Origin of the sequence: [Micrococcus luteus] ATCC 49442, assembly GCF_010367585.1 — a bacterium.
In the GTDB taxonomy this organism is placed as follows: domain Bacteria; phylum Actinomycetota; class Actinomycetes; order Actinomycetales; family Micrococcaceae; genus Arthrobacter; species Arthrobacter luteus_A.
This window is the reverse complement of sequence record NZ_JAAAXP010000001.1, coordinates 3,313,504-3,335,531: the sequence shown is the minus strand read 5'-3', so window position 1 is coordinate 3,335,531 and position 22,028 is coordinate 3,313,504. Positions and strand designations below refer to the sequence as shown.

Annotated in this window: 22 protein-coding genes; 14 read left to right on the top strand and 8 right to left on the bottom strand. The window is 66.3% G+C overall.

Annotated features, from left to right (window positions below; all coding sequences use genetic code 11):
- Positions 1-122 precede the first annotated feature (122 nt).
- Positions 123-863: an IclR family transcriptional regulator gene (locus GUV69_RS15195; protein WP_244292888.1), complete on the bottom strand. Its 741-nt coding sequence runs from the start codon at positions 861-863 to the stop codon at positions 123-125.
- A 351-nt stretch (positions 864-1,214) separates the two neighbouring features.
- Between GUV69_RS15195 and GUV69_RS15190 the strand changes: the two genes are divergently transcribed.
- A complete protein-coding gene (locus GUV69_RS15190) occupies positions 1,215-2,534 on the top strand; it encodes an MFS transporter (RefSeq protein WP_164203912.1) in 1,320 nt (439 codons plus the stop codon).
- 180 nt (positions 2,535-2,714) lie between these two features.
- On the opposite strand, the gene GUV69_RS15185 is transcribed toward GUV69_RS15190, so the two are convergent.
- Together GUV69_RS15185 and GUV69_RS15180 are read right to left on the bottom strand one after the other, a co-directional pair.
- The gene (locus GUV69_RS15185; RefSeq protein WP_164203910.1) at positions 2,715-3,701 is read right to left on the bottom strand and encodes a D-2-hydroxyacid dehydrogenase; all 987 of its coding nucleotides are present in this window, start codon (positions 3,699-3,701) and stop codon (positions 2,715-2,717) included.
- 25 nt (positions 3,702-3,726) lie between these two features.
- Complete coding sequence (locus GUV69_RS15180; protein ID WP_164203908.1) at positions 3,727-4,401, bottom strand: haloacid dehalogenase type II; 675 nt, start codon at positions 4,399-4,401, stop codon at positions 3,727-3,729.
- 199 nt (positions 4,402-4,600) lie between these two features.
- Between GUV69_RS15180 and GUV69_RS15175 the strand changes: the two genes are divergently transcribed.
- From GUV69_RS15175 to GUV69_RS15160, 4 genes are read left to right on the top strand one after another with little or no spacing between them, the layout of a single operon-like run.
- Complete coding sequence (locus tag GUV69_RS15175; RefSeq protein WP_164203906.1) at positions 4,601-6,157, top strand: ABC transporter substrate-binding protein; 1,557 nt, start codon at positions 4,601-4,603, stop codon at positions 6,155-6,157.
- 20 nt (positions 6,158-6,177) lie between these two features.
- The gene (locus GUV69_RS15170) at positions 6,178-7,119 is read left to right on the top strand and encodes an ABC transporter permease (protein WP_164203904.1); all 942 of its coding nucleotides are present in this window, start codon (positions 6,178-6,180) and stop codon (positions 7,117-7,119) included.
- Positions 7,112-7,942, top strand: a complete 831-nt coding sequence (locus GUV69_RS15165; RefSeq protein WP_208786656.1) for an ABC transporter permease — start codon at positions 7,112-7,114, stop codon at positions 7,940-7,942. Before GUV69_RS15170 ends, GUV69_RS15165 begins: the two co-directional genes overlap by 8 nt.
- Positions 7,939-9,642, top strand: coding sequence for an ATP-binding cassette domain-containing protein (locus tag GUV69_RS15160; protein ID WP_244292741.1), 1,704 nt, complete (start codon positions 7,939-7,941; stop codon positions 9,640-9,642). Before GUV69_RS15165 ends, GUV69_RS15160 begins: the two co-directional genes overlap by 4 nt.
- Here the strand turns inward: GUV69_RS15160 and GUV69_RS15155 are convergent.
- Positions 9,599-10,687, bottom strand: coding sequence for an ATP-dependent DNA ligase (locus tag GUV69_RS15155; RefSeq protein ID WP_164203900.1), 1,089 nt, complete (start codon positions 10,685-10,687; stop codon positions 9,599-9,601). The genes GUV69_RS15160 and GUV69_RS15155 overlap by 44 nt on opposite strands.
- A 106-nt stretch (positions 10,688-10,793) precedes the next feature.
- Here GUV69_RS15155 and GUV69_RS15150 point away from each other — a divergent pair, with 106 nt between their 5' ends.
- The gene (locus GUV69_RS15150; protein WP_164203898.1) at positions 10,794-11,822 is read left to right on the top strand and encodes a TIGR03885 family FMN-dependent LLM class oxidoreductase; all 1,029 of its coding nucleotides are present in this window, start codon (positions 10,794-10,796) and stop codon (positions 11,820-11,822) included.
- Entirely contained in the window at positions 11,819-13,513 is a 1,695-nt protein-coding gene (locus GUV69_RS15145) for an alpha-amylase family protein (RefSeq protein WP_164203896.1), read from the top strand. Before GUV69_RS15150 ends, GUV69_RS15145 begins: the two co-directional genes overlap by 4 nt.
- 21 nt (positions 13,514-13,534) lie before the next feature.
- Here the strand turns inward: GUV69_RS15145 and GUV69_RS15140 are convergent, their stop codons facing one another.
- On the bottom strand, positions 13,535-14,014 hold the full coding sequence (locus GUV69_RS15140; protein ID WP_164203894.1) for a hypothetical protein: 480 nt from the start codon (positions 14,012-14,014) through the stop codon (positions 13,535-13,537).
- A 189-nt stretch (positions 14,015-14,203) separates the two neighbouring features.
- Here GUV69_RS15140 and GUV69_RS15135 point away from each other — a divergent pair, with 189 nt between their 5' ends.
- Positions 14,204-14,440: a hypothetical protein gene (locus GUV69_RS15135; RefSeq protein ID WP_164203892.1), complete on the top strand. Its 237-nt coding sequence runs from the start codon at positions 14,204-14,206 to the stop codon at positions 14,438-14,440.
- 2 nt (positions 14,441-14,442) lie between these two features.
- Here the strand turns inward: GUV69_RS15135 and GUV69_RS15130 are convergent, their stop codons facing one another.
- The 3 genes from GUV69_RS15130 to GUV69_RS15120 form a co-directional block, all read right to left on the bottom strand.
- Positions 14,443-14,730, bottom strand: a complete 288-nt coding sequence (locus tag GUV69_RS15130; RefSeq protein WP_164203890.1) for a MoaD/ThiS family protein — start codon at positions 14,728-14,730, stop codon at positions 14,443-14,445.
- Positions 14,723-15,868 (bottom strand): WD40/YVTN/BNR-like repeat-containing protein, encoded by a 1,146-nt coding sequence (locus GUV69_RS15125; RefSeq protein ID WP_164203889.1) that lies wholly within the window; start codon positions 15,866-15,868, stop codon positions 14,723-14,725. Before GUV69_RS15125 ends, GUV69_RS15130 begins: the two co-directional genes overlap by 8 nt.
- 73 nt (positions 15,869-15,941) lie before the next feature.
- Positions 15,942-16,142: a hypothetical protein gene (locus tag GUV69_RS15120; protein ID WP_164203887.1), complete on the bottom strand. Its 201-nt coding sequence runs from the start codon at positions 16,140-16,142 to the stop codon at positions 15,942-15,944.
- Positions 16,143-16,489: 347 nt separating this feature from the next.
- Between GUV69_RS15120 and GUV69_RS15115 the strand changes: the two genes are divergently transcribed.
- The 6 genes from GUV69_RS15115 to GUV69_RS15090 all read left to right on the top strand — a co-directional run bounded on the left by GUV69_RS15115 (position 16,490) and on the right by GUV69_RS15090 (position 22,012).
- Positions 16,490-17,224: an LPXTG cell wall anchor domain-containing protein gene (locus GUV69_RS15115; protein ID WP_164203885.1), complete on the top strand. Its 735-nt coding sequence runs from the start codon at positions 16,490-16,492 to the stop codon at positions 17,222-17,224.
- A gap of 213 nt (positions 17,225-17,437) precedes the next feature.
- Entirely contained in the window at positions 17,438-18,154 is a 717-nt protein-coding gene (locus GUV69_RS15110; RefSeq protein WP_164206614.1) for a class F sortase, read from the top strand.
- Positions 18,155-18,219: 65 nt separating this feature from the next.
- A complete protein-coding gene (locus tag GUV69_RS15105) occupies positions 18,220-18,738 on the top strand; it encodes a universal stress protein (RefSeq protein ID WP_164203883.1) in 519 nt (172 codons plus the stop codon).
- A gap of 275 nt (positions 18,739-19,013) precedes the next feature.
- On the top strand, positions 19,014-19,361 hold the full coding sequence (locus tag GUV69_RS15100; RefSeq protein ID WP_164203881.1) for a metal-sensitive transcriptional regulator: 348 nt from the start codon (positions 19,014-19,016) through the stop codon (positions 19,359-19,361).
- Between the two features lie 74 nt (positions 19,362-19,435).
- The gene (locus tag GUV69_RS15095; RefSeq protein WP_164203879.1) at positions 19,436-19,666 is read left to right on the top strand and encodes a heavy-metal-associated domain-containing protein; all 231 of its coding nucleotides are present in this window, start codon (positions 19,436-19,438) and stop codon (positions 19,664-19,666) included.
- A gap of 27 nt (positions 19,667-19,693) precedes the next feature.
- Positions 19,694-22,012 carry a heavy metal translocating P-type ATPase gene (locus tag GUV69_RS15090; RefSeq protein WP_164203878.1) on the top strand — a complete coding sequence of 773 codons (2,319 nt, stop codon included), beginning with the start codon at positions 19,694-19,696 and terminating at the stop codon, positions 22,010-22,012.
- Positions 22,013-22,028: the final 16 nt, after the last annotated feature.

Below are 22,028 nucleotides of genomic sequence, written 5' to 3'. Positions count from 1 at the left end.
CGGCACGTGGCGGGCGGCGGCGCTCAAGGAGGACGCGGCGGGCCAGGTGATAGGGATTACAGTACAACACTTGTTCACTTATCGCACGCTTGTTCTACATGCGAACATGCGAACATTTGCGGCTAGCGCTGGGGCAGCCGCGCAGCAAGCTCGGCAGCGGCCTCCTGCAGCAGGGGCACGTGGGCCAAAAGGCCTTCCATACTGAGGCGGAAAACAGGGACCGCCGTGGCCAGCGACGCGAAGGCGTGGCCCTGGGAGTTGAGCAGCGGCACGGCCACTGCGCGCATCCCGTTCTCGTTTTCCTCATCCATCACGGCATATCCCTGACGGCGGACCCGGTCCATTTCCGCCCGGAAGGCGGTGCGGTCGGTGATGGTGCGCTCGGTAAGCGGCTCGAGTTCCAGCTCCTCGATGAGGGCCTCCCGCTCCGCATCGTCCGCAAACGCCACGAGAGCCTTCCCGACGGCGGTCGCATGCAGGGCGCCCAGATGGCCAGGGTCGCTGGTCACCCGGAACATCTGCGGGCCGTCCACCTTGTTGACGGTGAGGTGGTGATGGCCGTCCCGGACGCTGAGGATGGTGGCCTCCCCCGTCTGCTCGGTCACTCGGCGAAGCACCGGCATGGCCGCGCCGGCGAAGCCGTGATGCTGGGACACCCGCTGCCCCAACTGGAAGATGCGCAGGCCCAGGTGGTAACGGCGGCCGTCCGGCTCATAGTCCACAAAGCCGTCCCGGGTCAGGGAGCCCAGCAGGCGGTACGTGGTGCTGAAGGGAAGGTTGGCGCGGCGCGAGATCTCCGCGGCACTGGCACCGCGGGGCTCGTCGCCCAGGAGGACCAGCAGGCCCAGGGCCTTGCCCACCATGTCCGTGCGATCACCCTTGGATGATTTTGACTCGGCAGGGACGGTGTCACCGCCAATACCGCCGGAGGCAACATCGCCGGAAACAACGCCGTCGGGGGCTGTGGTTTGATTCACACTCATAGCTCGATGTTGCCACATCGTGGGAGCTATTTCTAGATGGTGATTATTTTCTTGACAAGTGACTGCGCTCACAGCCATCATTGTCGTATCACACAAGTAGCTCCCACTATGTGGCTACTGGTCCGGGTCTTTCCACGGACACCAGCCGCACCGCCCTCTGCCACCACAGGCAGGTGCGGCTGCGCTTCCCCAGATCCATCCGCGACAATGTCGTCACATCAAAGGAACTCCATGAGCCAGACACTTCCGTCCGCCGGGCAGGGCACTGTTGCCCCGGCCGGGACGCCCAAGAAAGCAGCCCTCGCCAGCTTCCTGGGCAGCGCCGTCGAATACTACGACTTCTTCATCTTCGGTTCTGCGGCGGCACTGATCTTTCCCACGGTGTTCTTTCCGGACGCCGGCGCCAACGCGGCCGTCATGTCCTTCGCCACCTTCGGCTTTGCCTACGTAGCGCGGCCGGTGGGCGCCGTGATCCTGGGCCACTTCGGTGACCGCGTGGGCCGGCAGAAGGTGCTGATGTTCACGCTGCTGCTGATGGGCGCCTCGACTTTCCTCATCGGCTGCCTGCCCGACTTCAACACCGTGGGCTGGTGGGCGCCGGCCCTGTTGGTGCTGGCACGCCTTTGCCAGGGCCTCTCCGCCGCCGGCGAGCAGGCCGGCGCTTCCTCCATGACGCTGGAGCACGCCCCTGACAACCGCCGCTCCTTCTTCACCTCCTGGACCCTCACCGGGACCCAGGGCGGCCAGATCCTGGCGGCCCTCGTCTTCATCCCCGTCCTCGCCCTCCCGGACGAGATCAAGTACGGCGTCGGCTGGCGCATCCCGTTCTGGCTCAGTGCCGCCGTTGTTGTTGTTGCGTTCTTCATCCGCCGCACGCTGCACGAGCCCCCCGCATTCGCGGAAGCACAGAAGACGGCCCAGATCTCCAAGCTCCCCGTTGCCGACCTCCTTAAGGGACACTGGCGCGACGTCCTGCGCGTTATTGCCTGCGCGTTCATCGCGGCCGTCTCCACCGTGTTCGGCACCCTGGCCATCAGCTACGCCAAGACCGTCGCCGGCGTTGACGGCACCACCACCCTGTGGCTGGTGGTCGGCGCCAACCTGGTAGCACTCGGCACCCAGCCCCTGTTCGGCATGCTCGCCGACAAGATCGGCCGCAAGCCCGTGTTCATCTACGGCGCGGTGGCCAGCGCGATCCTCACCCCTGTGTTCCTGCTCAGCCTGGAGTCCGGCAGCACCCCGCTGATGTTCCTCGCCGCCATCGGGTTCTTCTCCTTCGGCTACGCAGCCTCCAACGCCGTCTGGCCGTCCTTCTACGCCGAGATGTTCAGCACCAAGGTCCGCTTCTCCGGCCTGGCCATCGGTACCCAGCTCGGCTTCCTGATGGCAGGCTTCGCCCCCGCCATCGTGGCAGCGATGGGCGGCATCAAGCCCGGCGGCTGGGTCCAGATCAGCATCTTCACCGCCATCATCTGCGGTATTGCGGCGATCTCTGCCCTGACGGCCAAGGAAACCTTCAAGGTCCCCACCAAGCAGCTCGGCCTGAAGTAGGCCTGCGGCTCTGGACGGGCAGCCCGGCCCTTCCAGCCCGGTTGCCCACCGAAAAAGCCCGGCGTGTCCCAGGACGCGGCGGGCTTTTCCGTGTCCCTGTCGAACGAACCGGGCGGGAACGCACGGGGCTCGGGCTCGCGCCGGACGACCGGCGGCCACCCGGCCGCGGCCGGGCTAGCGTCAGGTCGATGGAACAAAACCGAGTGTTTTATCCACCACGTTTAGCAGGGGCCGGCCGCCGCAGTAGCGTTGCAGGTTGTCCAGGAACAACTCGCCCAGGCGTTCAAGGTGACCCTCGGTGTCGCCGCTCATGTGGGGTGTGATGATGACATTTTCCATCCGCCAGAGTGCATGCCCGGCAGGGAGCGGCTCAGGGTCCACCACATCCAGCGCTGCCCCCGCGATCCCACCGGCGGCGAGCACCTCAACCAAGGCCTCGGTTTCCACAAGCTCTCCCCGTCCCACGTTGACCAGGCAGGCCGCGGGGTTCATGGCAGCAAGGACAGCGGCGTCAACCATGCCCCTGGTATCCGCCGTCAGGGGCGCGGCCAGAATGACATAGTCATAGTCCGAGATAACACGCCGCAAGTCCTGCGAGGAGTGAATTCGTCCGAAATCTGTATCCCCCGCCCGTCCCGTCCTGCCGGCGCCGTCCACCGTCATACCGACTGCACGGCACAGCCGGGCCACTTCCCGCCCCACGGAGCCTGTGCCCACCACAAGCACCGGCCGGCCCTGGATGGCACGGGTGAGCCTGTGCTGCCAGCGCTGCTCCTGCTGCAGCCTGAAGGACCCGCGGACGTCCTTGGCGAGGTCCAGGATCATCCCCAGCACGAACTCTGCCATCGCCCTGCTGAGCACGCCCCGGGAATTTGTATAGGTGACGCCGCTGCCGGCGAGTTCACCGAACAGCAGCCTGTCAACGCCGGCGGCGGAAACATGGACCCATTTCAGCGAGGAAGCGGCGCTCCAGTTCGCGCGCAGGGCCGGCGAGAACGAGTGCCACTGGAACAGGACATCCGCCCCGTCCAGCGCCGATGCCAGGCCGTCCGCCCGCGTGAGCCGGACGTCTGCCAGTTCCCCGATCTCTGCCAGGTATGGCGGCGGTGCTTCCCGGTACAGGACCGCAACGGCCGGACGCCTGCCGCTGAGGGGACGCGATGTCATGGGAGCCCTTCCTGTCGCAGCCGGCCTACAAGCCCAGAATCCTGTTGAGCTCTTCGAGGGAACGGACGGTGGCGTAGTTGTAGCCCGGCCCCGGCGGGTCATACCCCCGGTCCAGGAGGACGGTATTGGTGAACCCCAGATCGTGGGCAGGCATCAGGTCATAGCGGGTGTGCGAGGACACATGCAGGAACTGCTCCGGAACAGCATCCAGCTGATCGAGCATGTACTCGAAGGCCTGGTAGCGGGGCTTGTAGGCGCCCGCCTGCTCTGCGGAATACACGGCATGGAAAGCTGCGCCGAGCTTCGGCACGCTGACGTCCAGGAAGCTTGTGTCCGCGTTGGACAGAACCACGAGTTTGTAGTTTTCCCCCATGGTGCTCAGTGCCGCCGGGACATCGGCGTGCGGCCCCCAGCCCAGGACAGCTTCGGCGAACCGGGCGCCGGCATCGTCACTGCGGGCCAGCTCCCACTTACGGCAGACCCGGTCGAATGCGTCCTGGAGCACCTGCTGGTAGCCGTAGTAGTCACCGCACACCTGGTCATAGCGGTAGGCCCGGAAGTCACGGAGAAACTGCTGCATCTGCTCTTCGGGGATCCGCCCGGCCAGCAACTGACGGGTGGCGGGGACGATGTTGAAGTTAATCAGGGTGCCGTAGCAATCAAAGGAGATGTACTCCGGCCGCAAAGTGGCGTCAGCCATGTCTGGTCCGTTCCGTTCGCAAGGGGGCTCCCAGAATTTTAGGCTGCCCTTTCGACGGTGGCGTGCCTGAACGGACATGAACCGACATGAAACGGAAAGGGGATGACACGGAGTTCTTGATCATGCTCAGGTGAGGCTACCCTAAGTAGTCATCATTTTTCGCTGCCTTCCCCGAGGCGGCCCTGCAAGGCGGTTTCGTGTGCGTTCCTCCCTTCGGCTCTTCCCCCTCATCGCTGCAGCGCTGACACTCACCCTGGCGGGCTGCGGTTTCAGCGGCAACCAGTCACAGCCCGAACAGCCGGCCGCCACGGCAGACACCAGCCAGCGGATCGTCGTCGACAATTTCCGGGCGCCCGTCGCCAACTGGGCTGTTGAGTCCGACGCCGCCTACATCCTGTCCCTGTCCGGCTGCCTGGAGACGCTGACCAGCTATGACCGGGGCGCAGGCAAAGTGGTCCCCTCCCTCGCCACCGAATGGAAGCAGTCGACACCCCTTGACTGGGACTTCAGCATCCGCCAGGGCGTAGAGTTCCAGGACGGAACGGAGCTCACCGCCGAATCCGTAGTGTCGGCACTGAACCACGTGCTCGACGCAAAGGTTCCGGCGCGCGCTTTCAACCGCGCCATGATCAGCAGTGTCGCCGCGGTGGATGCCCGGACCGTCCGGGTCAGCACGCCCGCCGAAAACCCGTTGGTGCCCTACCGGCTCGCCAGCGTCAACACCGGCATCCTGTCACCGGCTGCCTACAAAGCGGAGGGCGTAGATCCCTTCGGCCACTGCACCGGGCCCTTCACCCCCGTCTCCGAGAAGGCGAAGCAGTCCCTCACCCTGGACCGCAATGAGAACTACTGGGGCGGGGACGTGCAGCTCGCCGGCGCCGAAATCCGCTTCATCACCAACGGCGCCACCCGGGCCGCGCAGGTCCAGACCGGCGAAGCGGACATCTCGCTGTCCATTCCCGTCGCCAGCCTCGCAGCGTTGAAAGCGGACGACGGCGTCACCGTCCTGGGTGCCGATTCCCCCCGCACTGCCACGCTTTACATGAACAACGGCCGCGCACCGCTGGACAACGTTGACACCCGCAAGGCGATCCGGGAAGCCCTGGACCTCGATGCCCTCGCTGCCAGCGTCTATGAAGGTGCAGCCCTCCCGGCCACCGGACCGTTTGCCCCATCCGAGCCCTGGGCGGGCGAAAACCAGGAAAAACAGCAGCAGAACCTTGAGGAAGCCCGCAAACTGCTCGCCAGCGCAGGCTACACCGCCGGCCGTCCGCTGGAAATCATCGCCATCGTGGAGCGGGCTGAATTCGCCGACGTGGCCGCCGTCGTACAGGAAAACCTCAAGAACGTAGGCATCCCCGTCACCATCCAGTCCAAGGAGTACGCGGCAGCGGAGCCGGACGTCCTGGCAGGGAACTACGACATGCTGCTCAGCCAGCGGAACCGGCTGATTGACATCGCCGACCCCATCGGGTTCCTCACCGCCGACTACACGTGCAAGGGCACCTACAACCTGAGCCACTTCTGCGACCCGGAGTACGACAGGATCATCGCCCAGGCTGCCACCACTGTGGACACCACCGAGCGTTACACGCTTTACGCAGAGGCGGGCCGGATTCTCCAGGACAAGGCGGTCAACGCCTGGCTTGTCAACGAACAGGCAACCGACGCCATCGGCACGAACGTCCTCTCCTACGTCCAGGACCCGCTGTCCCGTTACGTCCTGACGGCGAAGACGGCGAAGTCCGGCTCCTAGAACCCCGAAGCCCGCCCCGAATGCTGCAGTTCATCACCAAACGGACGGCCACCCTGGTGGCCGCCGTTGTGGTGTCCTCGTTTGCGGTCTTCCTGATCCCCTACTTCACGCCGGGTGACCCGGTCCGGAAAATCATCCGGTCCCGGGTGGCCGGGGACGCGGTGGACGAGGATGCGGTGCAGGGCCTGAGTGAAAGCCTGGGCCTGAACGACCCCCTGGCGGTCCGGTACCTCCGCTGGCTTGGGGATTTCTTCAGCGGAGACATGGGGCTTTCCTTTGTCAGCCGTACCCCCGTGGCAGAGCAGGTGCTGCCGGCACTTTCCGTCACACTCAGCCTGGTCACCATGTCCCTGGTTTTGGCGGCGGCGGTGTCGCTTCCCCTGGGAATTATTGCCGGGCTGCGGCCGGGAAGCGCCGCTGACAAGGGCATCACCGCGGTCACCCAGGCCCTGATCGCCATGCCGGAATACTGGGTGGCTCCTCTGCTCGTGCTGGTGTTCGCGCTCAAGCTGTCCGTGCTGCCGACCGCCGGCTGGAACGATCTCTCGTCCGCGGTCCTGCCCGCCCTGACCCTGGCCCTGCGTCCCATCAGCTTCTTCACCTCGGCCGTACGGTCCGGCATCATTGATGCCGCGGCCGCGGAGCACGTGCCGGCGGCGCGCGCCAGGGGATTGAGCCAGGGCCAGGCCATCCTCCGCCACGTGGTGCCAAACGGCCTCGTGCCCCTGACAACCCTGTTCGCCGTGTGGTTCGCGGGCCTGCTGGGAGGATCGGTCATTGTGGAGGTCATTTTCGCCGTACCGGGGATGGGCAGGCTGCTCTTCGATGCCGTCGTCAACAGCGACATCCCCCTGGCCCAGGGCGGCGTCGTGGTTGTGGTTGCCCTCGCAGTCGGCGTGACCACCCTGGCCGACTTTGTGCACCGTTTCCTCAGCCGCACGGTGGGCGGCACCCTTGCGTAGCCGGCTGACAGTTACCACCATCGCAGCCGCTGTGCTTGCCGTCATTGTGCTGGCCGTGGTGCTGGCGCCCTGGATCTCGCCCTACCCGCCCGCCGAACAGAACCTGGCAGTACGGCTGGCGCCGCCCTCAGCGGAGCATTGGCTGGGCACGGACAACCTGGGACGGGACACCCTCAGCCGGATCCTTGAGGGCGGCCAGTTCTCCATGTCCGTGGCCGCGTTGGCCACCCTGTTGACCTGCCTGCTGGGCGTCGGCATCGGTATCCTCAGTGCCAGGCGGCGCGGCTGGGTAGACGAATTCCTGACCCGCACCAACGATGTGCTCCTGGCGCTGCCGGAAATGGTGGTGGCGCTGTTCATCGTGGCGGCGCTCGGCACCGGCTTCGGGCCGCTGCTGCTCGCCCTGACCGTCACCGGATGGACGCCCTTTGCCCGGCTCGCGAGGACCTTGGCGTACGACGTGTCAGCCCGCGGCTTCGTGGAGGCAGCCCGCGTCGTGGGCTGCCCGCCGTCGTTCATCATTTTCCGGCACGTCCTGCCCCACCTTGCCGCGCCGATCCTGGGCCAGGCGACGCTGCGTTTCGGGCACTTGCTCATCAGTGTGGGCGCGCTCTCCTACCTTGGCCTCGGCGTCCAGCCGCCCCAATCGGATTGGGGCTCCATGTTGGCAGCCGCCCAACCTTTCGCGGACCGCGCGCCGATGGGGATCCTTGCCCCCGGCCTGGTCATCTTCACCGCGGCTCTCTGCGTGACCCTCATTGGCCAGCGGGCAGCCCACATGGCCGCGGCGCCCCTGCTCATGCCGCAGGCGGCAGAAAATTGAGCGCCACACGGAATAGCCGCCTGGTAGTGGACGGTCTCGAGGTAAGTCACAGGGAGCCCGACGGCGGCGCTCAGGGCAGCCCGCTGCTTTCCGGTGTCTCCCTGTCGGTAGATCCCGGGGAATTTGTGGCCCTGGTTGGCAGCTCCGGTTCCGGTAAGACGCTGACCGCAATGTCCTCGCTCCGGCTCCTCCCTCCGCAGCTGGCGATCACCGGCGGATCCATCCGGCTCGGGGGCCTGGACCTGACAAAGGCGTCCGAAAGTGAGCTCAATTCCGTGCGCGGCGGCCGGCTGGGAATGCTGTTCCAACAGCCCAAGCGCATGTTCAATCCGAACCGGACCATTGAACAGCACCTGAAGGAACCGCTGCGGCTCCACGCCGGCCTCAGGGGCGCGAAAGCGCGTGCCAAGGCCCTGGAACTGTTGGCGGAGGTGGGCTTCGCGGACCCCGCCAAGGGGGTCAGGGCCTACCCGCACCAGCTCTCGGGCGGCATGGCCCAACGGGCCATGACGGCCCTTGCGCTGGCCGGAGAGCCTGAGATCCTGCTGGCCGATGAGCCTACCTCGGCACTGGACAAGGTGCTGGAACGCCAGGTTCTGCAGCTGCTGGACAGGGAACGGCGGGAACGCGGCCTGGGCGTCCTGTACATCACGCACAACATCGCGTCGGTGGCCTCCTACGCCGACCGGGTGCTCGTGATGAATGCCGGCAGCATCGTCGAAGCGGGTCCTGCACATGAGCTGCTGACCCGGCCGCGGACCGCTTACGCCCAGGAACTCCTGGCGGCGGCACGCCTGGCGCCCGAGACCCGCCGCCGTCCGCCGTCCACCGAACGCGAGGTCCTGGTCCTGGATCGCGTGGGCAAGCGGTTCGGGCCGCGGCGGCGGAAAACCGGCCACACCGCCTTGACGGACGTCTCCCTGACCCTCAAACGCGGCGAGATCTTGGGCGTCCTGGGCCAATCCGGATCCGGCAAAAGCACACTGGCCCGCACCATCGTTGGGCTGGAGGCGGCCTCCACAGGCTCCATCATCCGGCAGCTGGAAGCAAGCAGTGGCGATACGACGGCGGTACAGCTGGTGTTCCAGGAACCTCACAGCGCATTTGACCCGCGCATGACGCTGCGCACGAGCCTGCAGGCGCCGCTCCGGAAACGTCCCGGCCTCTCACCGCAGCAGCGCGAGGCCCGGATCACCGGCGCCATGGACGAGGTGGAGCTGGACAGGAGCCTGCTGGACAAGCGTCCCGGGCAATGCTCCGGCGGCCAGCTCCAGCGTGCAACGATCGCCCGCGCGCTCCTCCTTGAACCGCAGATCGTGATCTGCGACGAGGCCACGTCGGCGCTGGATGCACTCACACAGCGCACCATTCTCAGCCTGCTTTTACGGCTCCAGCGCGAGCGTGACCTGTCCCTGATCGTCATCTCACACGACATGGACGTGGTTCGCTACATGTGCGACCGGGTTGCCGTTCTGCTGCACGGCCGGGTGATCGAGGTGGCTGAAACCGGGATGTTCTTCGCTGCGCCCCGGCATCCGCATAGCCAGGCGCTGGTCTCGGCGGCGATCCCGTGCCGGGCCGACGGCCTGTGGACGGTCCTGGACGCCGGGGAACCTGCCCGCGCACCACGCCTGCCCGTTGCGGGCGGCCTGGGTGCTACGGCCGGCCCGTCTCCAGCACCGACGCCAGGTCGAAGTTAACGGGTTCTTCCAGCTGCGCGTAAGTGCAGGACTCCGGGTCCCGGTCCGGCCGCCAGCGTGAGAACTGAGCTGTGTGACGGAACCGCTCGCCTTCCATGTGGTCGTACCGGACTTCCACCACGAGTTCCGGCCGCAGTGGCACAAAGGACAGGTCCTTGCCGGCGCTCCACCGGCTTCCCTCGGCGTTGCGCGGCGTCCGTTCGCCTTCCGCCTGTTTGGCCCAGGCCCACGGATGGTCGTCGAAATCCGTGACGAGCGGTTGCAGCTCCCGGAACAGTTCCTGCCGCCGCTTCATCGGGAAGGCGCCGATCACGCCCACACTGGCCAGGCCTCCGTCGTCCTTATATAAACCGAGCAGCAGCGAGCCGATGGCATCCGGGCCGCTTTTGTGGACGCGGTAGCCGGCCACCACACAGTCGGCGGTGCGTTCGTGCTTGATCTTGAACATCACGCGTTTGTCCGGCTGGTAGCTGCCGGCGAGCGGCTTGGCCACGATCCCGTCCAGGCCTGCGCCCTCGAACTGCCGGAACCACGTCCCGGCGGTGGATTTGTCCAGGGTGGCGGCCGTGAGGTGGACGGGCGCCTTGCTGCCGGCGAGTGCCTTTTCCAGCGCAACCCGACGTTCGGAGAAGGGCCGGCCGGTGTAGTCCTCATCATCCAAAGCCAGCAGGTCGAAGGCGACGAACTTGGCCGGGGTCTGTTCTGCGAGCATCTTCACGCGGCTGGCGGCGGGGTGGATCCGCTGCTGCAGGGCGTCGAAGTCCAGCCTGTCCCCGGACTGGCCCACCAGGACGATCTCCCCGTCCAGGACGCACCGCGGGGGGAGGTTCTCCTTCAGGGCCACCACAAGCTCAGGAAAATACCGGGTCATGGGTTTCCCGTTCCGGCTGCCGATCTCCAGCTCATCGCCGTCCCGGAAGATGATGGACCGAAAACCGTCCCATTTCGGTTCGAAGCTGAAGTCACCCGCTCCGGGAATACCGTCTATGCCGCTGACGGCTTTGGCGAGCATAGGTAGGACGGGGGGCATCACGGGAAGTCGCATACTGCCCATTCTTGCCCGCGCAAGGCAGCGGGCGGAAGGCCCGGCCCGGCAAAAGCCCAGCTGAAAGCCTCGACACGGAACGCCGGGGGACTGTAGACCTTAACGGATGGTCACCCTCGGCTTCCATGCCTCCCATGAACAGATCAGCCCCCGACAACTGCTCAAGGACGTCCAGCACGCGGAGCAGGCAGGCTTTGATGCCGCCATGTGCTCCGACCATATCGAGCCGTGGTCGGCCCGGCAGGGTCATTCCGGCTTTGCCTGGTCCTGGCTGGGAGCCGCGCTGGCAACAACAGGCCTTCGCTTCGGGGTGGTGACGGCGCCGGGCCAGCGCTACCATCCGGCCATCATCGCCCACGCTTCGGCAACCCTGGCAGCCATGTTTCCTGGGCGGTTCTGGATGGCGCCGGGCAGCGGTGAAAACATGAACGAGCACGTTACCGGGGATGCCTGGCCGCCCAAGGAGACCCGGCAGCAGCGGCTTGAGGAGTGCGTGGACATCATCCGCCGCCTGCATCGCGGTGAGGACGTCACCCACCACGGGTTGGTGACCGTGGAACAGGCCCGGATCTGGGATGTTCCGGGGCCTCCCCCGCCGCTGATCGGCCCGGCCATCAGTGTGGAGACGGCCCGCCGGGCCGCAGACTGGGCTGACGGCCTGGTCACCGTGAACCAGCCGCCGGAAAAGCTGAAGCACATGCTCGCCGCTTACCGGGACAACGGCGGACAGGGAAAGGCGGTCCTGCAGGTTCATCTCTCATGGGCGCCGCGCGAGGCAGATGCCCTGGCCGTTGCGCTGGACCAGTGGCGGACCAACACGTTCGCCCCTCCCGTCCCGTGGGATCTGCCCACAGCCGCGCATTTCGACGGCGTCAGCAACCATATCGGCGAGGAGCAGGTCCGGAAGTCGGTGAACATCTCCGCCAGCCTGGACCGGCACGCCGAGTGGCTGGCCGGCTACGCCGCGCTGGGGTTCGACGAGCTGTACCTGCACTTTGTGGGGCAGCACCAGGCCCCGTTCATCGATGCGTTCGCAGCCGAGGTGCTGCCGCAGCTGCGCCCGGATCCCGTCCCGGCGCCAGCGGCCCTGCCGCGGGCGTCTGCGGCCCCGTCACCCGCGGAGGCCAGGCCGTGAGAATTGCCGAGACCTCTGACCTCTGGTGGAAGAATGCGGTCATCTACTGCCTGGACGTGGAGACTTTCTTCGACGACGACGGCGACGGCACCGGTGATTTCGCCGGCCTGACCCAGCGTGTGGACTACCTCGCGGCACTGGGCGTGACGTGCATCTGGCTGATGCCGTTCTACCCGTCACCGGACCGCGACGACGGCTATGACGTGACGGATTTCTTCACCGTGGATCCCCGGCTGGGCACTATGGGGGACCTGGTGGAATTCATCCGCAGCGCGAAAGACCGGGGCATGCGGGTGATCGCCGATTTCGTGGTCAACCACACGTCAAACCAGCATCCGTGGTTCGTGGAAGCAACGAAGTCCAAGGACAATCCCTACCGGGACTACTACGTGTGGCGCGCGGACACTCCCCCGGACACGTCCTCGGAAGTGGTGTTCCCGGGCGAACAGACCTCCCTGTGGACCAAAGACAAAGCCACGGGCGAGTGGTATCTGCACATGTTCGCCGAGCACCAGCCGGACCTGAACGTGACCAATCCCAAAGTCCGCAACGAAATCGCCAAAGCCATGGGACTCTGGCTGGAGCTGGGGCTGGACGGCTTCCGGCTGGACGCTGTGCCGTTCTTCCTCGAAACCCGGGGCCAGCCGAAGGACGACGCCGCGAACCGCGACCCGCATGAGTACCTCAGTGCGCTCCGCAGCTTCCTGAACCGGCGCAACGGCAGCGCAGTGATGCTTGGCGAAGTGAACCTGCCGTACAAGGAGCAGCTGGAGTACTTCGGCGGCACCGAAGGCAACGAGCTGAACATGCAGTTCGACTTTATGACCATGCAGCACCTCTACCTTGCCCTCGCCCGGAAGGATGCACGTCCTCTGGCGGAAAACCTGAAGAGCCGCCCGCCGCTGCATCCCGACAACCAGTGGGCCATGTTTGTCCGCAACCATGACGAACTCACCCTGGACAAGCTCAGTGACGCCGAACGGGAAGAGGTTTTCGCCGCCTTCGGTCCCGAGAAGAACATGCAGGTCTACGGCCGCGGCCTCCGCCGCCGGATCCCGCCGATGCTCGGCGGTGACGCCGAAAGGATCCGGATGGTGTACTCGCTGCTGTTCTCGCTCCCGGGGACCCCGGTTCTCTTCTACGGCGAGGAAATCGGCATGGGCGAGGACCTGCGGCAGAAGAGCAGGTCAGCCGTGCGCACCCCCATGCAATGGAACAACACCAAAAATGGCGGCTTCTCCGACGCCAAGGTTTCCGAACTGGTGGCCCCGCTGGTCCGGGGAGAATTTGGTCCGGACCACGTGAACGCTGCTGCCGCCAAACGGGACCCGGAGTCCCTGTGGAATTTCATGGCCACGCTGATCCAGCGCTACCGGGAGTCGCCGGAGCTGGGCTGGGGCGAATTCGCGTTGATCGACCAGCCCGAGCCCGCGGTGTTTGCCCACAGCTGCACCTCGGACGGGGGCACGATGGTCCTGCTCCACAACTTCGGCACCGCAAAGGTGAAGGTCACCGGGACGGTGGCACCCGAGGACGGCCCAAAGCGCACCTACAGGGGCGCCGTGCTCCTGGATGTCCTCGACGGCGGCAACGTGCCGATGGAGCCCGACGGCGGCTTCACGGTTGAGTTGGGCCGTTACGGCTACCGGTGGTTCCGGGTGCAGCAGCCGGGCGACCGGCTGGCGCCGTGAGGGGCTGACACACGGCACCGGTCAGGCCCGTGGCCGGGCGGCTGCGATGAGTTTCTCGGCCTCCCGGAGAATGCGGGCCCCCGCCGCGGACTCCACCACCACTGTCTGGTCCCGCGAGTCCAGCCGCACTTCGTGACGGGTTTCGGCAGGCCCGCCGGCAGGCACACCCGCCGTCGCGGACGCACGCGGCGGCCGGTGGAGCTCCTGGTCCTGGATTCCCACGGCAAGTGCGCTCATCAGGTCAGCGTCCTCCGGCGTGGCGAGGTCGCTGCCGATCAGCTGCACCAGGACTTTCATCCCGGCCAGCCGGCGCTGCGGATCGGCGTCGTTCAGGGCGGAGTCGATGCCCCACTGGGCGCGTTTCCACCATTGGTCCCGCTTGTCCGCGTGGGCCTTCTGCCGGTAGGTCAGGTATGCCACGAGGACCACCCCGAATGTTGCCAGCGGTGCCACTGCCGCCGCAGCCAGCACCCCGGTCCAGATCCCCTCTGCGAACTCCATGCCACCACCTTAGGCTCGAAGCATGACAACGGGACTGAGGCAGCCCAATGAATTAGCGGCGGCCGAAACCAGCCCGGCGCGGAGAACTAACCGCGCCCTAACAGCGCGGAAACCAAGCCGCAACAATGCGCAGCCACACTGGAATAGCCGGCAAGTGCAGGCACCAGCTCCAGCCAGGAGGCCCCCGCCATGTTGAAGGAAGCCAAAGCCCATGTGACCCGAGTCCGCGCCCTGGATCAGCTCCATCGCGGCGATGAAATCGAAGCCCGCCTCTCGGTAGGCCCGAACTACGACGACGTGGTGATCCGCCGCGGCAGCGTCCAGGAAACCGCACCGGGGATCGGCGTTGTGTGGATCATGGACCACCACAGCGGTTCCCGGAAGGCCATCAATACGGACGAGTGCAGCGTATGGCGCGTTGCCTGATGCTAGCCGCCGGCCACTGACTGGATGACAAGCACCTCCTGACCGGCAGCCACCTCGGTCTCCAGGCCTTGGAGCCGCCGCACTTCGTCGCCGTTCACGTAAATATTCACGTAGCGTCGGAGTGCCCCGGTTTCATCCCGCAGGCGCCGAGCGAGCACCGGGTAGTCCCCGGTTACCATTTCGAGCAACTTCCCCACCGTCAGAGGCCCTTCGGCGGGCGCAGTCAGGATGGACTGCCCGCCGGCAAGTGGCTGCAGGACACCGGGGAGCACCACACTGATCTCAGGCACCGTGGGCCGCTGCCGTTTCCGGAACCGGCAGCACCGCACCGGAAATTACGGCCGCCCTGACACACAGGACGTCCGGAAGGTGTGAAGCCACTTCCGCGAACGTTTCGCCTTCGTCGGCGCTGGCGTAGACAGCGCCGCCGCGTGTCCCGAAGTACACCCCTGCCGGTTCGGCGGAATCCACGGACGCGGCGTCGCGCAGCACGCTGTTATATTCGTTGGCCGGCAACCCGGAATCCAGCCGCTTCCAGGTGGCTCCGGCGTCGTCAGTGCGGTGCACTGCCAGCTTGCCGTCCGGCGGGATCCTTTCCCCGTCGGCCTTCAGCGGCACAACCCAGGCGGTCCCCTCCCGCCGGGGATGGGTCAGCATCACAAAACCGAAATCCGCGGGAAGGCCTTCGGCGATGGAATTCCAGTTCTCGCCGTTATCGTCCGTGCGGTAGACGCCGTGGTGGTTCTGGGCGTAGAGGCGGCCTTCGACGGCGGCATCCGCCGCGATCTTGTGGACACACTGGCCAAACTCAGGGTTGGGGTCCGGCATGAAGTAGGCCGAAATCCCCTTGTTTCGAGGCTCCCAGGAGGTTCCGCCGTCGAGCGAGCGATACACACCTCCGGTGCTCATGGCGATATGGACGTTGTCCCCCGCAGGATTGACCACGATGGAGTGGGCGGCCGCTCCGCCGTAACCCGCGCCCCATTCACTCCGGTGGGGATGGTCCCACAGCCCGCGGTTGAGCTCGAAGTGCTCGCCGCCGTCGGTGGATTTCCAGACTGAAATCGGCTCGGCGCCCGCCCAGACCACGCCTGGCCGCGCCGCTGAGTCCGGGTAGATCTGCCAGATCCTTTCCACCGCCGCACCGGTGTCTTCGGGGAAGGTGATGGCACCTTTTTCGGGCTCGGACCAGGTGGCGCCAAGATCGTCCGAGTGCGCAACGGTGGGGCCCCAATGCTCGGATCTGACGCCCACCATGATCCTTGTCCGGCCGTCCCGGGTGTCGATACCGATGCTGGGGATTTCGCTCATGAGAAAGTGCGGGCCCGAGAACGACCACTGCTGCCGGTCTTGGCTCGTTGCCAGCCAAAGGCCTTTTTTGGTTCCGATCGCCAGGACAAAGTTCTCTGCGGTAGCCATGCACCCCATGCAACCACCCCGCCCGGGAGGCCGCAACGGTTTTTTCGGCTATGTGGGGCCAGGCCCGCCAGGCGGGGACGGCTCAGTCAACGAATTCAGACTGGGTCTCGATGAAGTCCCAGTCCGCCTCGGTGAGGACGGCGACGGGAGTATCGGGGTGCGGCCCCCCTGCCTCGGCAATGCCCTGCAGCACGTTCAGCGGAAGTTCCGCCGCGCGGAGGTTCTCCCGCAGCCATTCCTTACTGTCCAGGTCCAGGTCCAGCCACCACATGTAGATTTCCATGCCCGTCACGCACCTTTCGTATGATTCAACGTTAGGCGCGGGCAGGGTGGCATTCAAGGGCGCCGGCTCTCACTTCGCCCTCGGCCGCTGTGAGGTCCGGGGTGCACCTCCATGCCCCCTGCATGTCTTTCCGGTCCGCGTACCTTTTCGGGAGTTGAGTTCCACATTTGCGTAGGAACAAGTATCGTCGCAGGTCAAACGCGGCGAAAGACGAGTACCTGCTACTCGCGACCGGTACCGGCCACGCCCCTAGCCTGAAATAGCAAGCAAGCTGACCGTGCTGGGGCGTGAGCAAACTGCCACTCCCCCTCGCCATGGTCCGTTTCAAACAGACTGGGGAGAACACCATGAAACGAGCCATACCAATCTTGGGGGTCGCGGGGCTGGCATTGCTCTGCGTCTCCGCACCGGCCTACGCAGGGGATGACAAGCACGGGGATACAGACGGGAACCTGGGGAAGGTCATCGTCTGCCACATGACCGGCAGTGCGGGCAACCCGTATGTTGCCACCCCCGTCAGCCTTAATGCTTTGGGCAGCCACAGGCTGGAGACCGGGGACATTGTTCCCCCCAATCCGGTCCTGAAGGGCGGGCACAACTGGGCTGCCGGAATGGCCGATTACTACAAATACTGCGTGACGCCGCCACCGCCCGTCGACGAGGAACCCGGTGAAGAAGAACCCCCGGGCGAAGAAGAACCCCCGGGTGAGGAGCAGCCGCCGGTGGAGGAGCAGCCGCCGGTGGAGGAGCAGCCGCCGGTGGAGGAACCTCCCGGCGAGGAACAGCCCCCGCCGGTTGAGGAGGAACAGCCACCAGTGGAGGAGGAGCAGCCGCCAGCGGTCGTTGAAACTCCGGCGGTCCAGGCCCCCGCGGGCCATGTCGCTGCCCCTCAGAGTGCAGTTGTCCAGGCGCCGGCCGCAGCCGTCAGCCGTGGCACCAACCAGGGCTACAACGCACAAACGGCGGTAGGCGGAGCCGGGGACAGCACCACCTGGCTGGCTGGCTTGGGCCTCCTGCTGGGTGCAGGCGGCGTTGTTGCGGTCCGGCGCAGGTCACGTTCGGAATCGCCGACGGCGGGCTGACGCCCCCGGAGTACCGCCGACACCACTGAGGGCGTCCCGCCGAACCTGGGCGGGACGCCCTCAGCACACGGCCGCTGTCCACCACCGGCCATCCCACCAACCACCGCATACCAAGGGGGTATCGTGGCAAAGCCGTCCGGCAGGCATGTCCCCCGCAGGCGCCCCGTCGCCACCTCCGACGCCAGTCCCGCCCGGGGTTGGAGCCGGCTCCGGCTGAGGGGGACGCGCAGGGCCCGGGGATGGAACCGGGGAGACATCGCCATCCTCATCTGCGGGGTCCTCGGGTTCTTCTCGCTCACCTTTGGCGGCCCGCTGCTCCACGGTATGAACACCGGCAACCACGGGACTGCCAGCGTCGCGGCGGCCGAAAGGCCGGCACTCCCCCTTGGCCCGCCGTCGTCCCTTCCCCTGCCGCCGGCCGGAACGGATCCGGAGACGACGGCTGCCGCCACAGCGACGTCACCGGCAGCCGAACCCCCACTGCCCGACGCGTCCGCGCCGCTGCGCATCCTCTACCCCGGAGCGGCCATCGACACAGCGGTCCACCCGCTGGAACCCGACGGCGCCGCGGCGGCCAGCCGCACCGTGGTGCCGCCGTCCACCATGGACGGCTACTGGCTGACCCCGTTCGGAACCCCTGGCAACGGCTCGGGCAACACCACGTACGTCATTGGACACAGCTGGGAAGACCGGGACGCGCCGTTCAACCACCTCAGTTCAAGCGCGGCCGCAGGCGACGAGTTCAACGTCATCACCGCTACTGGAACCATCCGCTACCGCGTGGATACTGTCACCACGTACCTCAAGGACAGCCTCAAGGACAGCCCCATCTGGGAGATGGTGCCCAACCGCGTTGTGCTCATCAGCTGTTACACCGAAGATCCCTGGGGGAAAAACGTGGTGGTTTCGGCGTCCCCCGCCGGCCCGTAGCTCGCTGGCCCGTAGCTGCCCGGCCGGCACTGTTCAAGGGCTTCGTACGGGCACAAAATGGGTTTATGACTCCAGAACGGTTCAGCGGCCCTGCCCCTCTCCTGGTGGGCGTGCTGCCCAATCAGCATCCCGAAGTGTTGACCACGGCAGCAAACCTGGCGGCCCGGCTGTCGGCGCCCCTGCTGTGCGCCTACGTTGACGAGGCCAGCTACCTGGTCGAATGGGATCCGGGCAAATCGGCGCACCGGCTGTCGCTCCACCCGGGCCAGGATGACGACGATGTCCGCGCGGTAACCAGCGGGCTTAGGGCAACCATCGAACAGGCTGTGGCCAACGCGGGGACGGGGAGCGCGCACGTGGAGTGGACCCTGCGCACTCTTGCTGGAGACCCGGCGCGCGCCCTCGCCCGGCTCGCTGCGGAAAGCAACGTCCCCATGATCATCGTGGGGACGTCGGAGCGGGGTTTGTCGCACCGGCTCTCGGAGATGCTCAATGGTTCGGTGGGGCTGTGGCTGACCCATCATCAAAGCAGGCCGGTGCTGGTTGTCCCTTACCGGAGGCCGGCCCACGAGGACCGGGAATAGGCTCCATCAGCCCTGCCGAAGGCTGATGAGCGGCCCCGGGATAATAAAGCGAAAGTAGTTATTCGAGGTGGTGGCGGACGGCCATACCGGCAAGTAAGCTAATTCAAGCAGAGAGATCCGGCTGTTAGCCGGGGACGAATCTGCCCAAAGACTGCTCCGGAGTGCGTATCCCCCAATAACGCACTCCGGAGCTTTTTTGTGCCCGGAAAACGGCTCGCCGCAATACCCCTAGGGGGTACTTGCCGTGATACCCCATAGGGGTATAGGTTGGGTCTATGGAATCTCCCCCAGCAGCCGTTGCCGGGCTCGAAGGCGCCGTCCCGGCCCCGTCGCCCGGCTACACAGCCAACAAAGAGGCCTATCTTCGCAGGCTTAAGCGCATCGAGGGCCAGGTCCGCGGCATCGCCCGGATGGTGGACGAGGACAAGTACTGCATCGATATCCTGACCCAGGTCTCAGCGGTCACCAAGGCCCTTCACGCCGTCAGCCTCGGCCTTGTGGAAGAACATATAGGACACTGCGTGGTGGGCGCGGCCGCAGAACCCGATCCTGACCTCCGGGCGGAAGCCATCGACGTCAAGGTCAAGGAGGCAGCGGAGGCCATCGGCCGCCTCCTTCGCTGACGTGTCCGGCCTGCAGGCCCCCAAGACCCATTTCCCCAGCCGGCAACACGCCGGCGCATCCCCAAGGAGCCATCATGAGCACCATCACCACCACAGTCAGCGTGTCCGGCATGACCTGCGGCCACTGCATTTCCTCGGTCACCGAGGAAATTGAGTCACTGGCAGGGGTTGAAGAGGTGGACATCGACCTCAACGCCGGCGGTATTTCCACTGTCACCATCACGTCCAGCCAGGAACTGTCCCCGGCGGAGATCGGCGAAGCCGTGGCCGAGGCCGGCTACCTGGTCGTAGCCAACAACGCCTAACCACATTCAAAAATCGAGGATCACAGCGTGAGCACCGAACACCTCCTGAACCCGACTGCCAGCCGGGTGGTTGAGCTGGACATCGAGGGCATGACCTGCGCGTCCTGCGTCAACCGCGTGGAGCGCAAACTCGGCAAGCTCGACGGCGTGGAAGCCTCGGTGAATCTTCCCCTTGAGTCCGCCCACGTCACGGTTCCGGCCGGCATCACCGACCAGCAGATCGTGGACACGGTCAACGCCACGGGCTATAAGGCCACACTCCGCCAGTCCCACGCCTCCAGTCCCCGCACCCGCGAACACCCGTTCCACGAACACCCGGCCCGCGAGGACAACGAAGATCACCTGCAGCACGGCGGCACGGCAGCCGAGCTGAGGCCGCGGCTGATCGTGGCCGCAATCCTGACTGTGCCGGTGTTCCTGATCTCGATGGTTCCGGCGCTGCAGTTCCCGAACTGGGGCTGGGTTGCGGGCGTACTGGCCCTTCCCGTGGTGAGCTGGGCCGCGTGGCCCTTCCACCACGCTGCGGCCGTCAACGCGCGCCACCTGGCGTCCACCATGGACACACTTGTCTCCATCGGCGTGGCGGCCGCCTACGTTTTCAGCGTCTGGCAGCTGGCCCTTGATCCGCGGATGACGGAGCACCCGGGCATGGAAGGAATGGAGACCGGCGGCCTGTACTTCGAAGTTGCCGCCGTGGTCACCACCTTCCTGCTGCTGGGCCGGTTCCTGGAGGCGAACGCCAAGCAGAAGGCAGGCGACGCACTCAAGGCCCTGCTGAATCTGGGTGCTAAGGACGCCACCGTCCTGCACAACGGATCCGAGCATAAGATCCCGGCCGATCAGCTCCGGGTGGGAGATGTTGTGGTGGTCCGCCCGGGCGAGAAGATCGCCACGGACGGCGTGGTGATCGACGGCACCTCCGCCGTCGATGCTTCCTTGCTGACGGGCGAATCCGTCCCGGTGGAAGTCGGACCCGAAAGCAAAGTCACCGGCGCCACGATCAACACCTCCGGCCGCCTGCTGGTCCGGGCCACAAGGGTGGGTTCCGAGACCACCCTTTCACAGATGGCCCGGCTGGTATCGCAGGCCCAAACCGGCAAGGCACCGATTGCGCGGCTCGCCGACCGGATCAGCGCCGTTTTTGTCCCGATCGTCCTCGCCATCGCGGTGCTGACCTTTGGCCTCTGGCTCGCCTTCAGCGGCCCGGTGATCACTCCGGCCGAGCTTCGCGCCGCGTTCACTGCCGCCGTTACGGTCCTGGTCATTGCCTGCCCCTGCGCACTGGGGCTTGCCACGCCGGTAGGCCTGCTCACCGGCACTGGCCGCGGAGCCCAGCTGGGCATCCTGATCAAAGGCCCGCAGGTCCTCGAAGACACCCGCACTGTGGACACCATCCTGCTCGACAAAACCGGCACCATCACCAGCGGAAGACTCGCGGTGGACCACACGCTGGCGTTTGACGGTTACCAGGGCGGGCATGTGTTGCGGCTGGCCGGCGCGGTGGAGGCCGCATCGGAGCATCCCATCGCGCACGCCATCGCGGCTGCCGCGCAGACGGCAGAAACCGCGCACGACGACGGCGGCCGGCTTCCCGCCGTCGAACGCTTCCGGTCAGCACCGGGCGGCGGCGTCGCCGGAACCGTGGAAGGGCGCGTCATCCTCGCGGGCCGGACCGGCTGGCTCAACGAAAACGGCATCAGCATTTCCCCGGCGCAGCAGGAGGCGCTGGCCAGGGCGGAGGCGACCGGGGCCACCGCCATCTGGGTGGCCGTGGACGGGACCCCCGCCGGGATCATCAGCCTGCGGGACACCGTTAAACCCGGCTCGGCAGCCGCCATCGAACGGTTGAAGAAGCTGGGACTGCGGCCCATTCTGCTGACCGGGGACAACGCCGCAGTGGCCACCCAGGTGGCGGCCGCCGTCGGAATCGCCCCGGCCGACGTTTACGCCGGTGTGCTGCCGGCCGGAAAAGTCGAGGCCGTCCGGAAACTCCAGGCCGGCGGTGCCACCGTAGCCATGGCGGGGGACGGCGTAAACGACGCCGCGGCGCTGGCCCAGGCCGACCTCGGCATCGCCATGGGCTCAGGCACGGACGTGGCCATTGAGGCGGCGGACCTCACGGTGATGGGTGACGACCTTGGCCAGGTGGCCCAGGCCATCGAGCTGTCACGCCGGACGCTGGCCACCATCAAAACCAACCTGTTCTGGGCGTTCTTCTATAATGCCATCGGCATTCCGGTGGCAGCCCTGGGCCTCCTGAATCCCATGCTTGCCGGTGCTGCGATGGCCGCGAGTTCGGTCCTGGTGGTGGCCAACTCGCTGCGGCTGCGAAGCTTCGGTAAATAGGCGCGACCGGCCCAAC

What these genes read in the sequence shown, in the direction of transcription:
- GUV69_RS15120 (WP_164203887.1), bottom strand. Translation starts at nt 16,142, where the DNA reads ATGGAAATCTACATGTGGTGGCTGGACCTGGACCTGGACAGTAAGGAA.
- GUV69_RS15190 (WP_164203912.1), top strand. Translation starts at nt 1,215, where the DNA reads ATGAGCCAGACACTTCCGTCCGCCGGGCAGGGCACTGTTGCCCCGGCC.
- GUV69_RS15140 (WP_164203894.1), bottom strand. Translation starts at nt 14,014, where the DNA reads ATGGAGTTCGCAGAGGGGATCTGGACCGGGGTGCTGGCTGCGGCGGCA.
- GUV69_RS15195 (WP_244292888.1), bottom strand. Translation starts at nt 863, where the DNA reads ATGGTGGGCAAGGCCCTGGGCCTGCTGGTCCTCCTGGGCGACGAGCCC.
- GUV69_RS15115 (WP_164203885.1), top strand. Translation starts at nt 16,490, where the DNA reads ATGAAACGAGCCATACCAATCTTGGGGGTCGCGGGGCTGGCATTGCTC.
- GUV69_RS15155 (WP_164203900.1), bottom strand. Translation starts at nt 10,687, where the DNA reads ATGCGACTTCCCGTGATGCCCCCCGTCCTACCTATGCTCGCCAAAGCC.
- GUV69_RS15100 (WP_164203881.1), top strand. Translation starts at nt 19,014, where the DNA reads ATGGAATCTCCCCCAGCAGCCGTTGCCGGGCTCGAAGGCGCCGTCCCG.
- GUV69_RS15105 (WP_164203883.1), top strand. Translation starts at nt 18,220, where the DNA reads ATGACTCCAGAACGGTTCAGCGGCCCTGCCCCTCTCCTGGTGGGCGTG.
- GUV69_RS15125 (WP_164203889.1), bottom strand. Translation starts at nt 15,868, where the DNA reads ATGGGGTGCATGGCTACCGCAGAGAACTTTGTCCTGGCGATCGGAACC.
- GUV69_RS15180 (WP_164203908.1), bottom strand. Translation starts at nt 4,401, where the DNA reads ATGGCTGACGCCACTTTGCGGCCGGAGTACATCTCCTTTGATTGCTAC.
- GUV69_RS15150 (WP_164203898.1), top strand. Translation starts at nt 10,794, where the DNA reads ATGGTCACCCTCGGCTTCCATGCCTCCCATGAACAGATCAGCCCCCGA.
- GUV69_RS15095 (WP_164203879.1), top strand. Translation starts at nt 19,436, where the DNA reads ATGAGCACCATCACCACCACAGTCAGCGTGTCCGGCATGACCTGCGGC.
- GUV69_RS15135 (WP_164203892.1), top strand. Translation starts at nt 14,204, where the DNA reads ATGTTGAAGGAAGCCAAAGCCCATGTGACCCGAGTCCGCGCCCTGGAT.
- GUV69_RS15170 (WP_164203904.1), top strand. Translation starts at nt 6,178, where the DNA reads ATGCTGCAGTTCATCACCAAACGGACGGCCACCCTGGTGGCCGCCGTT.
- GUV69_RS15185 (WP_164203910.1), bottom strand. Translation starts at nt 3,701, where the DNA reads ATGACATCGCGTCCCCTCAGCGGCAGGCGTCCGGCCGTTGCGGTCCTG.